This window comes from Zoogloea sp. (genome assembly GCF_041914405.1).
In the GTDB taxonomy this organism is placed as follows: Bacteria; Pseudomonadota; Gammaproteobacteria; order Burkholderiales; family Rhodocyclaceae; genus Zoogloea.
The window spans coordinates 71,801-84,588 of record NZ_JAYSDK010000007.1 but is presented as its reverse complement, the minus strand read 5'-3'; the positions used below and the strand labels follow the sequence as shown (position 1 = coordinate 84,588).

The window sequence follows — 12,788 nt, the reverse complement described above, 5'->3', positions numbered from 1 at the left end:
TACTGCAGCGGGCCGCCCCGCAGGGCGGCCCTTTCAAGTCTTGATCAGGCTTCGTAGGGGGTGTCGTCGAACCACTTGTAGAGGGTCGGCAACACCACCAGGGTCAGCAGCGTCGAGGTGATCAGCCCGCCAATCACCACGATGGCCAGCGGGCGCTGCACTTCCGAGCCCGGACCGGTGGCGAACAGGAAGGGCACCAGCGCCAGCAGGGCCACCGTCGCGGTCATCATCACCGGACGAAAGCGCAGCGTCGCCCCTTTCACCACCGCCTCGGCCAGCGGCACACCCTCGGTACGCAGGCTGCGGATGTAGCTCACCAGCACCACCCCGTTGAGCACCGCGATCCCCCACAGGGCGATGAAGCCCACCGAGGCCGGCACCGACAGGTATTCGCCGGTCACCAGGAGGCCGATCACCCCGCCGACGCTCGCGAAGGGCAGCACCAGGATGATCAGGCTGGCCAGCTTGAGGGAGCCGAACAGCAGGAACAGCAGGAAGAAGATCGCTCCGACAGTCACCGGGATGATGATCGTCAGGTGGCCCATGGCCCGCTCCAGGTTCTGGAACTGGCCGCCCCACTCCAGGTAATAGCCTTCCTTAAGCTTGACCTTGGCATCCACCGCCTTCTGCAGCTCGGCGACGAAGCCGCCCAGATCCCGGTCCTTCACGTTCACGCCGACCACGATGCGGCGCTTGGCGAGCTCGCGGGAGATCTGTGCCGGACCGTCGGCAACGCGGATCGTCGCAAGGTTTTCCAGCGCTACCTGGGCACCGCCCGGCGTGCTGATCAGGATGTCGCCGATCTTCTCGACGTTGTCGCGGAAGCTCTCCGGCAGGCGCACCACCGACGCGAAGCGCCGCTCGCCCTCGTACACCTCGGTCGCCTGCTTGCCGCCGACGGCCGCCTCAATGGTGTCATTCACGTCCGACACGTTGAGGCCGTGGCGGGCGATGGCCTGGCGGTCGATCTCGATGGACAGGTACTGCTGGCCGGTAACCCGCTCGACACGGATGTCCTCGGAACCGGTGATGCCACCTGCCACGCGGGCGATCTCCTCGGCCTTCTTCTTCAGCTCATCCAGATCGTCACCAAAGACCTTGATCGCCACGTCGGAGCGCACACCGGTGACCATCTCGTCCACCCGGTCGGAGATCGGCTGGGCCATCACCACCTGCACGCCCGGCAGGGCCTTCAGCTTCTCGCGCATCGCCGCGGCGATGTCGTCCTGGGTCCACCCGGCCGGCCATTCGTCACGGGGCTTGAGGCTGACGATCGGGGTCGACTCGTTCTGGCCCTGCGGGTCGGCCGGCGATTCACCGCGTCCGACGCCGGAGATCGCCGATTTGACGCCCGGCACCTGCATCACCAGGCGCATCGCCTCCATTTCCATCTTGATGGACTCATCCAGCGAGATGTTCGGCACCCGGTTGATACCGGGCACCACCGAACCTTCCTTCATTTCCGGGATGAAGGCGGTACCGAGGAAGGGGAACATGCCCAGCGTGACGACCAGCAGGACGACCCCGCCGGTGACTGTCTTGCGGCTATTGGCCACCGCCCAGTGCAGCATTTTCAGATAGGGCGCCTTGATCTTGGCGATCAGCCACGTGTCGTGCTCGGCGCCGCCCTTCAGCAGGTAGGACGACAGCACCGGCGTCAGGGTCAGGGACAGGAACAGGGACACCGCCAGCGCGATCGCGATGGTATAGGCCAGCGGCGCGAACATCTTGCCCTCCATGCCCTGCAGGGTCATCAGCGGCAGGAACACCAGGATGATGATGCTGACCCCGAAGATCACCGGCGTAGACACCTCGCGGACCGCGTCGAAGATGATGCGTACCTTGCTCTCGCCCCTGTCGGTGGCATGGCCGAGGCGCGCAAAGGCGTTTTCCACCACCACCACCGAGCCGTCCACCATCAGGCCGATGGCGATCGCCAGGCCGCCGAGGGACATCAGGTTGGCCGAGATGCCGTAGTGATTCATCGCCAGGAAGGTGAGCAGCGGCGTCAGCACCAGCGTAGCCACCACGATCAGGCTCGAACGCACATCGCCGAGGAACAGGAACAGCACCACCACCACCAGCGCAATGCCTTCCAGCAACACCTTGATGACCGTGTGCAGCGCTGCATCGACCAGCTCGGAACGGTCGTAGTAGGGCACGATCTGCAGGCCGTCGGGCAGCATGCCCTTCTCGTTGATCTCCGCCACGCGGGCCTTGATGCGGCTGACCACTTCCTTGGCGTTGCCGCCGCGCAGCATCATCACCACGCCGCCGACCGACTCGGTGACACCGTTCTTCACCACCGCGCCCTGGCGCACCTCGTGGCCGAAGGTCACCTCCGCCACGTCGCGCACATACACCGGCGTGCCACCGACCTCCTTCAGCACGATGGCGCCGATGTCGGACAGGCTCTTCACCAGGCCGACGCCGCGGATCAGGTACTGCTCGGCGTACTGGGGCAGCACGCCGCCGCCAGAGTTGGCGTTGTTGCGGGCCACCGCCTCATACACGTCACGCACGGTGATGTGGTAGTGGCGCAGCCGGTCGGGGTTCACCAGCACCTGGTACTGGCGGGCAAAGCCGCCCTGGGAGTTGATCTCCGCCACGCCCGGGATCGAGCGCAGCAGCGGGCGCACCACCCAGTCCTGGGCGATGCGCCTTTCGGTCAGCTCCTTCTCGGTCAGCTCCCGGTTGCCGTCGTCCGGACGGTCGAGGGTGTACTGGTAGACCTCGCCGAGGCCGGTAGACACCGGGCCAAGCACCGGCACCACCCCTTCCGGCATCCGGCTGCCCACTTCGAGCAGGCGCTCCATCACCAGCTGGCGGGCAAAGTAAACGTCGGTCGCGTCGGTGAACACCAGGGTGATCAGCGACAGGCCGGGCTTGTTGAGGGAACGCATTTCCTCCAGACCGGGCAGGCCGGTCATGGCAATTTCCAGCGGCACGGTGACGAAGCGCTCCACTTCCTCGGGGGACCGCCCCTTGGCTTCGGTGGCGATCTGCACCTGCACATTGGTCACGTCGGGGAAGGCATCCACCGACAGCTTGCGCGCCGCGTTGAGGCCGAAGGCGAGCAGCACCACGGCCACCACCACGACCACCAGACGCTGGCGGAGCGCAGCACGGACAAGGGATTCAATCATGGTCCGTCCTTATTCCAGCTCTTTGCGCTTGCGCTCGTTGTTGAGATGGAAAGCCCCCGACACGAGGATCCGCTGGTCGGCCTTCAGGCCCGACAGCACCGCGCGGCGGCCATCCATGTCGGGACCGAGGCGCACCGGGGTCAGGCGAAACTGCTGCGCCCCAACCTCGACGAAGACATTGTCCGCGTCACCGTCACGCACCACCGCCTGGGACGGCACCACCACCCGCTCCACCGGCGCAGCCTGGATCAGCATGGTCGCCAACATCGCCGGCTTGAGCTGGCGGGAAGCGTTGTCCACCACGCTGCGCACGGCGATCGTGCGGGTTTCCGGATTGACCGTGTCGGCGACGTAGATCAGCTTGCCCGTCAGGCGTGTGCCTAGAGCCGGCACCTCGATATCCACCGCCTGGCCGGCCTTGACCAGCGCCGCCTGTTGCTCGGGCACCTCGGCGGTGACCCACACGCGGGACAGGTCGGCGACCACGAACAACGCGTCGGCGGGCTGCACCACCTGGCCCTGGGCCACCGGCCGCTCGACCACCACGCCAGCCATCGTCGATGCCACCGAAGTCACGGAATTGATGCTGCCGGAGCTGCCCAACCGGTTAATGGCGGCGGACGACATGCCCAGCACGCGCAACTGGTCGGCGGCACCACGCTGCTCGGCGGAGGCGATCGCCAGCTCGCTCTCGCGGCGCTGCAGCTCGGCCTTCCCGATCACGTCGGCGGCGAACAGCTGGCGCGCCCGTTCCACGCTGCGGGCCTGCAGATCGGCCTGGGCGCGGGCTTTCAGGTAGGTCAGCTGGGCGGCACTCAGCTCGGTACTGTTAATCGTCGCCAGCGTGTCACCGACCTTCACCGACTGGCCCAAGTGGGCCTGGATGTCGATCACGCGGCCGGTCACCGTCGCGCCGATGCGGGTCACCCGCTGGGCGTCGAAGTCCACCTTGCCGGCCACCCGCAGGGTGTCGGCGACGGCGCTCTGACCGGCCGGCGACACCTTCAGTTCGGCGCCGAAACCCGGCGGCACCGTGACCAGGGCCGGGTCGACCGGCGCCGCCTTGGCATTGACCACACCGCCTTCGGCGATGGCAGCCGTGGCGTCGGCGGCGGGTTTGTCGGTAGTCTGTGCAGCATCCTTGCTGCACGCGGAAATCATGAGGGCGGCCAGCAGGGTGGCCAGGGTAGTCGGTCGAAGCATCATGGAAGCGTTCCGGATCATTGGGCAGCGCGCAGGCGCTCGATTTCGATGACGGCCAGCTGGAGTTCGTAGCGGGCGGCGATGAGTTCATTGCGGGCGGCGCGGAAGACCCGCTGGGCATCCAGGTAGTCGAGGATGCCGCGCTCGCCGAAGCGGTAGGCGGCTTCTGCCACCTTCAGTGCAGCCTCCGCCTCCCGGATGATCCCGTTCTCGAGGGCATTCACCTGGGTGCGGGCGATCTCGTACTGGCGGTAGGCGCCTTCCAGCGCCTGGGTCAGGGCCAGCTCCTGGCCGGCCTGCTCACTGCGGCTCCGGCTCAGCAGGGCGCCAGCCTCGGCCACCGGGCCCTGGCGGCGGTCCCACAGGGGCACGCTGAGGATCACCCCGAGGCGGTTGTCACGGATCTCGCTGTCACGCTCCTCGGTCACCTTGACGGCCAGCTCGGGCTGGCGGCGCAGGCGCTCCAGCTCCAACTGGCGCTCGGCACGCCTCACTTCGGCCTGGCTGCGCGCCAGCTCCGGGTTGCGGGCCAGCACCTCGGCCCGCAGGCTGTCGAGGCTCGGCACCACCGGGCTGGTCGCCAGCGAGCCCTCCACCGCGAACTCCGCCGGCAGCGCCGGGCTGACCAATGCCCGCAGGCCGGCCCGCGCCTGGGACACCCGCAGCGCAGCGCCTTCGGCCGACTTCTGCGCATTGAGCAGCTCGGTGTCAGCCTTGATCAGTTCATAGCGCGGCGACTCGCCGGTCTTCACGCGCACCGCCACGCGGGAGCGGATCTGCTCGGCGAGACCCAGATCCTCCCGGGCCGCGCGCAGCTCCGCCTCCCGGCGCAGCAATTCATAGAAACGCTGATCGAGGCGGGCCAGCAGATCGTTCTCGAAACTGCGCCGCTCGGCCTCGCGGGCATTCAGCGCAAAGCCGGCGGCGTCGATGCGGGCCTCCCGCTGCCAGGGGTTGTCGATGCGCTGGGTGATCTCAAGGCTCTGCACCGAGCCGGTGGTCGCGCCGGGGGCGCGGGCGCGGGTGCGGCCGGCAAGAAACTCCACCTCCGGGTTGGGGTAGGCCCCGGCGGTGATCACCTGCGCCCTGCCCGCCTCAACGGCCGCGCGGGCAGCGGCGAGGGAAGGATGGGCGGCCCGCGCGGCGTCACGCAGAGCCGGCAGGGAATAGGTGGCGACACCGTCGGCGACGGCATGGGTGGCGGCCAGCAAAAGGGCAGCCACCAAAAAGGACTTCCTGAACATGCGGATTCATCAGCGCCCAGCGGGCGCTGCTCCCGTTTTGTTATTCGACAACCGACAGGCGACACAGGGCCCGTCTGGAACAAGACGTGAAGGCGCAACCAGCCCTGCCGGGCCGGCCGTTCAGGATTGCCTGGGAGGCGGTGCCGCGGGCTGCGGCAGGACGGAGTGCCACACCGGCGGAATCGCTTCCGGGCGGACCTCCATGAGGTGCAGGATGGGGAGCGGAATGCCGCTGGCGAGTGCCGGGCAGTCCTGCGGATCGGCGCCATGCAGATCCAGGACCAACGGATCGGCCTGCAGGTGGAGCTGCTCCGCGCTCTGCATGTAGTCGGCCAGGTCTTCGGCCGCCTCGACGCAATCGTCGGCAAAGGCCGCCCCTGCCCAGATGAGCACGAGACAGGCCAGCACGAGAGAGAGACCGCGACGAATAAGGAGCATTGCATCAAGCCAGACAGGGAGACACTACTGGAGTTCCCGCTGCAGCGCAAAAAAACCATTACAAACTACGGCATCGGGCGGTGGACGGGGTGTCTATAATTGCGCTTTTGCTTCTCCCCACCCCCACCATGTTGCGTCGCTTCATCCTGCTCCTGCTGCTGATTCCTACCCTCGCCTTCGCCCAGATGGTCCCGCCGACCGTCGCCGCACGGGCCTGGCTGCTCCTTGATGTTGGCTCCGGCCAGGTGCTCACCGCCGAGAAACCCGACGAGCGTATCGAGCCCGCCTCGCTGACCAAGCTGATGACCGCCTACCTCACCTTCGCGGCCATCAAAAACAAGACCATCACCCTCGACCAGGTCGTGCCGGTGTCCGAAAAGGCCTGGAAGATCAGCGGCTCCAAGATGTTCATCGAGCCCAACATGCCGGTCACCGTGAAGGAACTGATCCACGGCATGATCATCCAGTCCGGCAACGACGCCTGCATCGCGCTGTCCGAAGCCATCGCCGGCTCCGAAGAGAACTTCGTGCAGCTGATGAACAAGGAAGCCGCCCGTCTCGGCCTGAAGAACACCCACTTCGAGAACTCCACCGGCCTGCCCGCCCCGACCCACCTGGCCTCGGTGCGCGACCTGGCCACGCTTTCCGCCGCGATCATCCGCGACTTCCCGGATTTCTACCCGATCTATTCCATCAAGGAATACACCTACAACAAGATCCGTCAGCCCAACCGCAACCGCCTGCTCTCCCTCGACCCCACCGTCGACGGCCTCAAGACCGGCCACACCGAAAGCGCTGGCTACTGCCTGATCTCCTCCGCCAAGCGTAACGACCGCCGCCTGATCTCGGTGGTCGTCGGCACCACCAGCGACAACGTGCGCGCCCAGGAATCCCAGAAGCTGCTCAACTGGGGCTACCTGGCCTTCGACTCCGCCAAGGTCTATTCCGCCAACCAGGCCGTCAGCGATTTCCGCGTCTGGAAGGGTGCCGAGAACAGCGTCAAGGTCGGCGTGCTGAGCGACCTGGTGCTGTCCCTGCCGAAGGGCGACGCAGAGAAGCTCAAGACCAACATCGTCACCCCGCCGGACCTCATTGCACCGATCACCAAGGGCCAGAAGATCGCCAGCGTGCAGCTGTCCATCGACGGCAAGACCATCGGCGAATACCCGCTGGTCGCCCTCGACGAGGTGCAGGAAGCCGGCTGGTTCGGCCGCCTGTGGGACGCCATCCGCCTGTGGTTCAAGAACCTCTGACAGCCGCGGCATTTGAGGATTGCGTCGGGCACTTGAAGTTGCGCTGCTGCGCCCACATCTTGTAAAGGTGGTCGCAGCGCGCCCCACCCGCCCCGACGCCCTCCCCCAAAACAGGAACTGCCATGACCGAACAACGCACCACCCTGCTCGAATTCCCCTGCGAATTCCCCATTAAGATCATGGGCGCGCGGGTCGATGGCTTCGCCCAGGCGGTGCTGGAAGTAGTGACGGTGCACGCACCGGACTTCGACGGCACATTGATGGAAATGCGCCCGTCGGCCAAGGGCAACTACCTGTCCATCACCTGTACTGTCAACGCCACCTCCCAGACCCAGCTCGACGACCTCTACCGCGCACTGACCGCCCACCCGCTGGTCAAGGTCGTACTGTGATTATCCGCCACCTGGGCCTGGTGCCCTACGAGCCCACCTGGCGGGCCATGCAGGAATTCACCGCCAGCCGCAACGACACCACCCCGGACGAGTTGTGGCTGGTCCAGCACCCGCCGGTCTACACCCTCGGCCAGGCCGGCAAGCCCGAACACCTGCTGCACGCCACCGAAATCCCGCTGGTCAAGATCGACCGCGGCGGCCAGATCACCTACCACGGCCCCGGCCAGGTCGTCGCCTACCTGCTGCTCGACCTGCACCGCCGCCACCTCAAGGTGCGCGAAATGGTGAACCTGCTCGAACAGGCCATCATCGACTGCGTCGCCGACTTCGGCCTCACGGCCGAGCGCAAGGACGGCGCCCCCGGCGTATATATCGCCGGCGAGAAGGTCGCCGCCCTCGGCCTGCGCGTACGCAACGGCTGCAGCTATCACGGCCTTTCCCTTAACGTCGACATGGATTTAACCCCGTTTACGTGGATCAACCCTTGCGGCTATAGTGGGCTCAAGACAATACAACTCAAGGACTTCGGCGTGACTGAAGGCCCCGACGAAGTCGCCGAACGGCTTCTCGGCCACCTCCAGCGGCATTTTCCCGAAGTACCGCCCACCGCCTTACCAAAGGATTAGATTCAATGGATTCCGAGAGCCGCAAGCAACGCGGCGCCGAAAAAACCGCCCGTATCCCCATCAAGATCGTTCCCGCCGAGCGCCTCAAGAAGCCCGACTGGATCCGCATCAAGCTCGGCGCGGGCGTCGAAGCCGAACGCTTCAACGAGATCAAGGACACCCTGCGCGAGCACAAGCTGCACACCGTCTGCGAAGAAGCCTCCTGCCCCAACATCCACGAATGCTTTGGCAAGGGCACGGCCACCTTCATGATCATGGGTGACATCTGCACCCGCCGCTGCCCCTTCTGCGACGTCGGCCACGGCCGCCCCGAGCCGCTGGACGCCAACGAGCCGGCCAACCTGGCCAAGACCATCGCCGCGATGCGCCTCAACTACGTGGTGATCACCAGCGTAGACCGGGACGACCTGCGCGACGGCGGCGCCCAGCATTTCGTCGAGTGCATCCGCGCCACCCGCGAAGCCAGCCCCAAGACCACCATCGAAGTGCTGGTGCCCGACTTCCGTGGCCGCATGGACGTGGCGCTGGACATCTTCGACCAGTCCACGCCGGACGTCATGAACCACAACCTGGAAACCGTGCCGCGCCTCTACAAGCAGGCCCGCCCGGGTGCCGACTACGCCTACTCGCTGGAACTGCTCAAGCAGTTCAAGGCCCGCCACCCGGAGGTCAACACCAAGTCCGGCCTGATGGTCGGCCTCGGCGAAACCGACGAAGAGATCCTCGAAGTGATGCGCGACATGCGCGCCCACAACGTGGACATGCTCACCATCGGTCAATACCTCCAGCCCTCCGGCGGCCACCTGCCGGTACTGCGTTACGTCCATCCCGACACCTTCAAGATGTTCGAGACCGAAGCGCTGAAGATGGGCTTCAAAAACGCCGCCTGCGGCCCGATGGTCCGCTCCAGTTACTGGGCGGATCAGCAGGCGCATGGGGCGGGGGTGGTGTAAACCGCACCTGCTACTTCCTAGGTTATGCACGGTAAAAGGCCGGCTCGCTATGCGAGCTGGCCTTTTACATTTCGTACCTTCAGTTTGGAGTTGAGCCGTTGCATGAAGAGAGCCTAAGCCGCCCGAAGAATCTGTTCACATGAACGAAAGGTCTCTAAAAATTCCGACATAGAGAACTCATCGTCAATTCACTACTATCGCCGCTCGCCAATATGGGAGGATGCTCATAAACGGTACAGGCTGGGTAAAAAACCCCATAGGATCATTTATATAAAGAACTGGTTGAATCCCCGACGATGTTGCCACCCACTCCATTCCGCGAATAACAACAACATGCCCAGAAAATGGCGACGATTGTACAGCCATGATAATGGCATTTCTAGCCAAAAGTGTTTGGTAAATTGTCATCGGATCTGCGGGCGGTGCAATGCTAGAAAATCGCCCGCCAAAATACTGAATCAAATTCTGAATTTCTGTCAAACTCCCGCCTCTCATGCACGACATAGGCGCTTGACAACAATACTGCGGGGGAACATTGCTGGCTATAGCGACAAGCCCACATTGAGGCGGGGTGCCATTGAGCCCACGCACAGCAAGAATTATTTGCTGCGCCACTGCCGCCCAGCACCACACCGGTGTTTCTTGGGGAATATTCTGAATTCCAAGATCTACAGGTGGTAGCAATTGAGAACGAACCTGAGACGAAAAAAAGATAATAAAAAATGCAAAAAAAATTGATGATTTTTTCATTTCATATACCTCCAATCCCCACCATTCGCCCAATCCATGTTAGATATATTACTCTTACAATAAAATGAATTAGCTCATCACAGGAGGGAACTTGGAAAAGGGCATCGTTTTTCCCCTTCCTGCAGTTGGCCAAGTTGGCTTTTTAAAGTAGAAATCAATCCAGAACGTGCTGGCGATGTAACCTGAGGGTTTTGGACAAACTCCATAAACTGCCGGACTCGTTCATTTGCAATATTGCAGTCTCCCAATGAGAACTCTGCGACTATCCAGTCTGAAACAATGTATGCGCGTGAACCATTAATCCCAAATGCAGATTCGTTGCGAATAACGTTTAATGCATCCTCATAAGCTTTACGTCCCTCTTGCACTCTTCCGGTAAAAAACATCAATCGAGCCTTGTAGCGCCTAGCCTCAGCTTGCAGCGAGGGTACAGCTCCCTTAGCAGCAACGGCACGATCAACCAATATCTCCGCACTTTTCCAATCGTAAATATTCATCGCCTCCGATATCAAAACGATTAATTGTGGAATCCCAGCATAATCACCAAGCCGGGGAAGAAGCTCCGTAGCATACTGAATATGGGCTAGCACTTGCGGTGTTACCATAGAGTTCATTGCTAGAATCATTTGAGGATTATTCGACTGAAACTGGACCTGAATCATGCTCTGGCGCAGATTCGCTACCGAGTTGACAGCCTTATTAAACTCATCTATGTCTCGAAAAAGTGCTTCTCTAGGCTTAATCAAAAAAACATCAAAAAGAGACACTAAACTCAGAGCAATACCGATAATTAGAGCGATAAAACTCGCATTTTTCTGTATCTTTTCTGAACGACTTTTTTCTTCTGGATTTTCAAGTTGCTTCAACCGTTCGTTAAAGGCGTTCAGAGTTAATGCGATTAGAGCGTCGCGATCGGTTGTCGTACCGACGCTTTTCTGAGGAGCATCTTCAGCCATGTAAGCACCTCTCAATGAAAGACAACCGCGCCTATCGTTTTAGCGGTTTAGTTCAATTCAGTTTAGATTTTATGAACACACTCTACATATATGAGCCAAAACTTACCTCAATTGAAAAACAACTGCCTCTGACGACTCCTTGCCGTTACAAACCTGGCTGCAGATCATTCTTTCAACATAGACGAATGCAATCGACCTACAAGTGAAATGTAACGATCTCAACCGTTCTGTGCCGGTACTACTTTCTCAGCATCGTGACCGTAAGCGCCCGTCGCCTCATAGGGATGGAGTAATGTCTGTAAGAATCAGGTCTTCTTAGAGTTCTCCTAAGCTTCAGCCCCTCACGCACCAGCCCAGTGCCCGTGCCCCTGCCCCGCACCACATCGGCCCTCCATGGCAGGGCAAACGCCACCCCGTAGCCCCGAAATGGGGGCCTTTCCCCATGGAACGTTTTTTGCACCGCAACACGCAATCAATCGTTCATCGGAGAGCCGACATGGCCGCGAACTGCACCTGGGATTCCATGGATGTCCATTTGCTGCGCGTACTGCACGCCCTGCTGACCGAGTGCAGCGTGAGCAAGGCGGCGCGGCGTCTCAACCAGTCCCAGCCGGCGGTCAGCACCGCGCTGCGGCGGCTGCGCGACATCACCGGCGACCAGTTGCTGGTGCGCTGTCGTAACGGCATGACGCCCACCGAGCGCGGTGCCGGGCTGCTCGAGCCGGTCAAGATCGCGCTGCAGCAGATCGAGGCGATCGCGGTGCGGCAGGTCAAGTTCGACGCCGCCAGCTCGCGGCGCATCTTCAACATCGCCACGCCGGACTACCTCAACGCGGTGCTGCTCGGCGAGATCGTCGCCCGCCTGCGCAAGCTGGCGCCGCACAGCCAGGTGGCCTTCCATTCCCTCGGGCCGGATTACGACTACGCCCGCGCGATGGAGAACGGCGAGCTCGACGTGGTGATCGGCAACTGGCCGCAGCCGCCGGAAAACCTGCGCATCGCGCCGCTGTTCGAGGACGAGGTGGTGTGCCTGATGCGCAAGGGCCATCCGCTGGCCGGCAAGCCGCTGGGCACCGCCGAATACCTGGCCGCCGAGCACCTGGTGCCGACGCCCTATGCGGTGGGCCAGCGCGGCGTCATCGACCTGCACCTGGCCCGCGAGCGCATGAAGCGCAATGTGGTGGCCTACGTGCCCTACTTCGGCCTGGTGCCCTACCTGCTGCTCGAAACCGACATGCTGTTCTCCAGCCCGCGGATCTTCGCCGAGCACTGCGCCAAGATGATGCCGCTGGCCGTCGCCGAGCCGCCCATCGAATTCCCGAAGATGAGCTTCTACCTGCTGTGGCACGACCGCAGCCACTACGAGGAGGAATGCCGCTGGTTCCGTGAGCAGATTATCTCGGTGGTGCGCAACTCGCCGGCCCTGCAGAAAGCCCTGCCCGTCACCCCGCCGAAGGGTCGCGCTGCCGACAGCACCGCCTGCGCGGCGGCCTGAAAAAATCGCTCCGCCACATGACAAAGATCTTTTGTCATATGCCAAAAACACTGCGTCACGTGACGGAAAGGTTTTTTTACATAACAGAAAGCCTGCGACACGCCGCTGAAAGCCTGCGTCACGCCACGCAATGACTGCGGCACATGACAAAATCACCGCGACGCGTGGCGCAGTCATTCCGGCATATGGCTGAATGATCCGGCGGCGTGTCGCAGTGGTTTTGTCATGCGCCCCGGTGGTTTTGCCATATGGCGCAGCGTTTTTTCCATATGAATAAACGGTTTTGCCAGATGGAAAAACCATTTTTCGGCATGAAAAATCATGTGGCAGAT

12 protein-coding genes are annotated in these 12,788 nt (G+C 62.5%); 5 read left to right on the top strand and 7 right to left on the bottom strand.

Features of this window, described 5'->3' with window-relative positions; genetic code table 11:
- Window positions 1-44: 44 nt before the first annotated feature.
- The 4 genes from ACE3RX_RS06230 to ACE3RX_RS06215 form a co-directional block, all read right to left on the bottom strand.
- Window positions 45-3,146, bottom strand: a complete 3,102-nt coding sequence (locus ACE3RX_RS06230) for an efflux RND transporter permease subunit (protein WP_374481430.1) — start codon at window positions 3,144-3,146, stop codon at window positions 45-47.
- A 9-nt stretch (window positions 3,147-3,155) separates the two neighbouring features.
- Window positions 3,156-4,352: an efflux RND transporter periplasmic adaptor subunit gene (locus ACE3RX_RS06225; protein ID WP_374481428.1), complete on the bottom strand. Its 1,197-nt coding sequence runs from the start codon at window positions 4,350-4,352 to the stop codon at window positions 3,156-3,158.
- Window positions 4,353-4,366: 14 nt separating this feature from the next.
- Window positions 4,367-5,572, bottom strand: coding sequence for a TolC family protein (locus ACE3RX_RS06220; RefSeq protein ID WP_374481426.1), 1,206 nt, complete (start codon window positions 5,570-5,572; stop codon window positions 4,367-4,369).
- Between the two features lie 141 nt (window positions 5,573-5,713).
- On the bottom strand, window positions 5,714-6,031 hold the full coding sequence (locus tag ACE3RX_RS06215; RefSeq protein ID WP_374481424.1) for a hypothetical protein: 318 nt from the start codon (window positions 6,029-6,031) through the stop codon (window positions 5,714-5,716).
- A gap of 128 nt (window positions 6,032-6,159) precedes the next feature.
- On the opposite strand from ACE3RX_RS06215, the gene ACE3RX_RS06210 reads away from it, so the two are divergent.
- From ACE3RX_RS06210 to lipA, 4 genes are all read left to right on the top strand, one after another.
- Window positions 6,160-7,284: a D-alanyl-D-alanine carboxypeptidase family protein gene (locus ACE3RX_RS06210; protein WP_374481422.1), complete on the top strand. Its 1,125-nt coding sequence runs from the start codon at window positions 6,160-6,162 to the stop codon at window positions 7,282-7,284.
- A gap of 122 nt (window positions 7,285-7,406) precedes the next feature.
- The gene (locus ACE3RX_RS06205) at window positions 7,407-7,676 is read left to right on the top strand and encodes a YbeD family protein (RefSeq protein ID WP_374481420.1); all 270 of its coding nucleotides are present in this window, start codon (window positions 7,407-7,409) and stop codon (window positions 7,674-7,676) included.
- Window positions 7,673-8,302: a lipoyl(octanoyl) transferase LipB gene (gene lipB, locus ACE3RX_RS06200; protein WP_374481418.1), complete on the top strand. Its 630-nt coding sequence runs from the start codon at window positions 7,673-7,675 to the stop codon at window positions 8,300-8,302. Before ACE3RX_RS06205 ends, lipB begins: the two co-directional genes overlap by 4 nt.
- Before the next feature lie 5 nt (window positions 8,303-8,307).
- Entirely contained in the window at window positions 8,308-9,255 is a 948-nt protein-coding gene (gene lipA, locus ACE3RX_RS06195) for a lipoyl synthase (RefSeq protein ID WP_079434726.1), read from the top strand.
- 183 nt (window positions 9,256-9,438) lie between these two features.
- Here lipA and ACE3RX_RS06190 read toward each other — a convergent pair whose 3' ends face one another.
- The gene (locus ACE3RX_RS06190; protein ID WP_374481415.1) at window positions 9,439-10,005 is read right to left on the bottom strand and encodes a papain-like cysteine protease family protein; all 567 of its coding nucleotides are present in this window, start codon (window positions 10,003-10,005) and stop codon (window positions 9,439-9,441) included.
- 77 nt (window positions 10,006-10,082) lie between these two features.
- Window positions 10,083-10,961, bottom strand: a complete 879-nt coding sequence (locus tag ACE3RX_RS06185; RefSeq protein ID WP_374481413.1) for a hypothetical protein — start codon at window positions 10,959-10,961, stop codon at window positions 10,083-10,085.
- 496 nt (window positions 10,962-11,457) lie between these two features.
- On the opposite strand from ACE3RX_RS06185, the gene ACE3RX_RS06180 reads away from it, so the two are divergent.
- Window positions 11,458-12,456 (top strand): LysR substrate-binding domain-containing protein, encoded by a 999-nt coding sequence (locus tag ACE3RX_RS06180; RefSeq protein ID WP_374481411.1) that lies wholly within the window; start codon window positions 11,458-11,460, stop codon window positions 12,454-12,456.
- A gap of 173 nt (window positions 12,457-12,629) precedes the next feature.
- Here the strand turns inward: ACE3RX_RS06180 and ACE3RX_RS06175 are convergent, their stop codons facing one another.
- Window positions 12,630-12,779, bottom strand: a complete 150-nt coding sequence (locus ACE3RX_RS06175; protein WP_374481409.1) for a hypothetical protein — start codon at window positions 12,777-12,779, stop codon at window positions 12,630-12,632.
- Window positions 12,780-12,788 lie beyond the last annotated feature (9 nt).

Excerpts from the sequence above, each read along its gene's own strand:
- ACE3RX_RS06230 (WP_374481430.1), bottom strand. The coding sequence starts at position 3,146 with ATGATTGAATCCCTTGTCCGTGCTGCGCTCCGCCAGCGTCTGGTGGTC.
- ACE3RX_RS06225 (WP_374481428.1), bottom strand. The coding sequence starts at position 4,352 with ATGATGCTTCGACCGACTACCCTGGCCACCCTGCTGGCCGCCCTCATG.
- ACE3RX_RS06215 (WP_374481424.1), bottom strand. The coding sequence starts at position 6,031 with ATGCTCCTTATTCGTCGCGGTCTCTCTCTCGTGCTGGCCTGTCTCGTG.
- ACE3RX_RS06210 (WP_374481422.1), top strand. The coding sequence starts at position 6,160 with ATGTTGCGTCGCTTCATCCTGCTCCTGCTGCTGATTCCTACCCTCGCC.
- ACE3RX_RS06205 (WP_374481420.1), top strand. The coding sequence starts at position 7,407 with ATGACCGAACAACGCACCACCCTGCTCGAATTCCCCTGCGAATTCCCC.
- lipA (WP_079434726.1), top strand. The coding sequence starts at position 8,308 with ATGGATTCCGAGAGCCGCAAGCAACGCGGCGCCGAAAAAACCGCCCGT.
- ACE3RX_RS06190 (WP_374481415.1), bottom strand. The coding sequence starts at position 10,005 with ATGAAAAAATCATCAATTTTTTTTGCATTTTTTATTATCTTTTTTTCG.
- ACE3RX_RS06185 (WP_374481413.1), bottom strand. The coding sequence starts at position 10,961 with ATGGCTGAAGATGCTCCTCAGAAAAGCGTCGGTACGACAACCGATCGC.
- ACE3RX_RS06180 (WP_374481411.1), top strand. The coding sequence starts at position 11,458 with ATGGCCGCGAACTGCACCTGGGATTCCATGGATGTCCATTTGCTGCGC.
- ACE3RX_RS06175 (WP_374481409.1), bottom strand. The coding sequence starts at position 12,779 with ATGATTTTTCATGCCGAAAAATGGTTTTTCCATCTGGCAAAACCGTTT.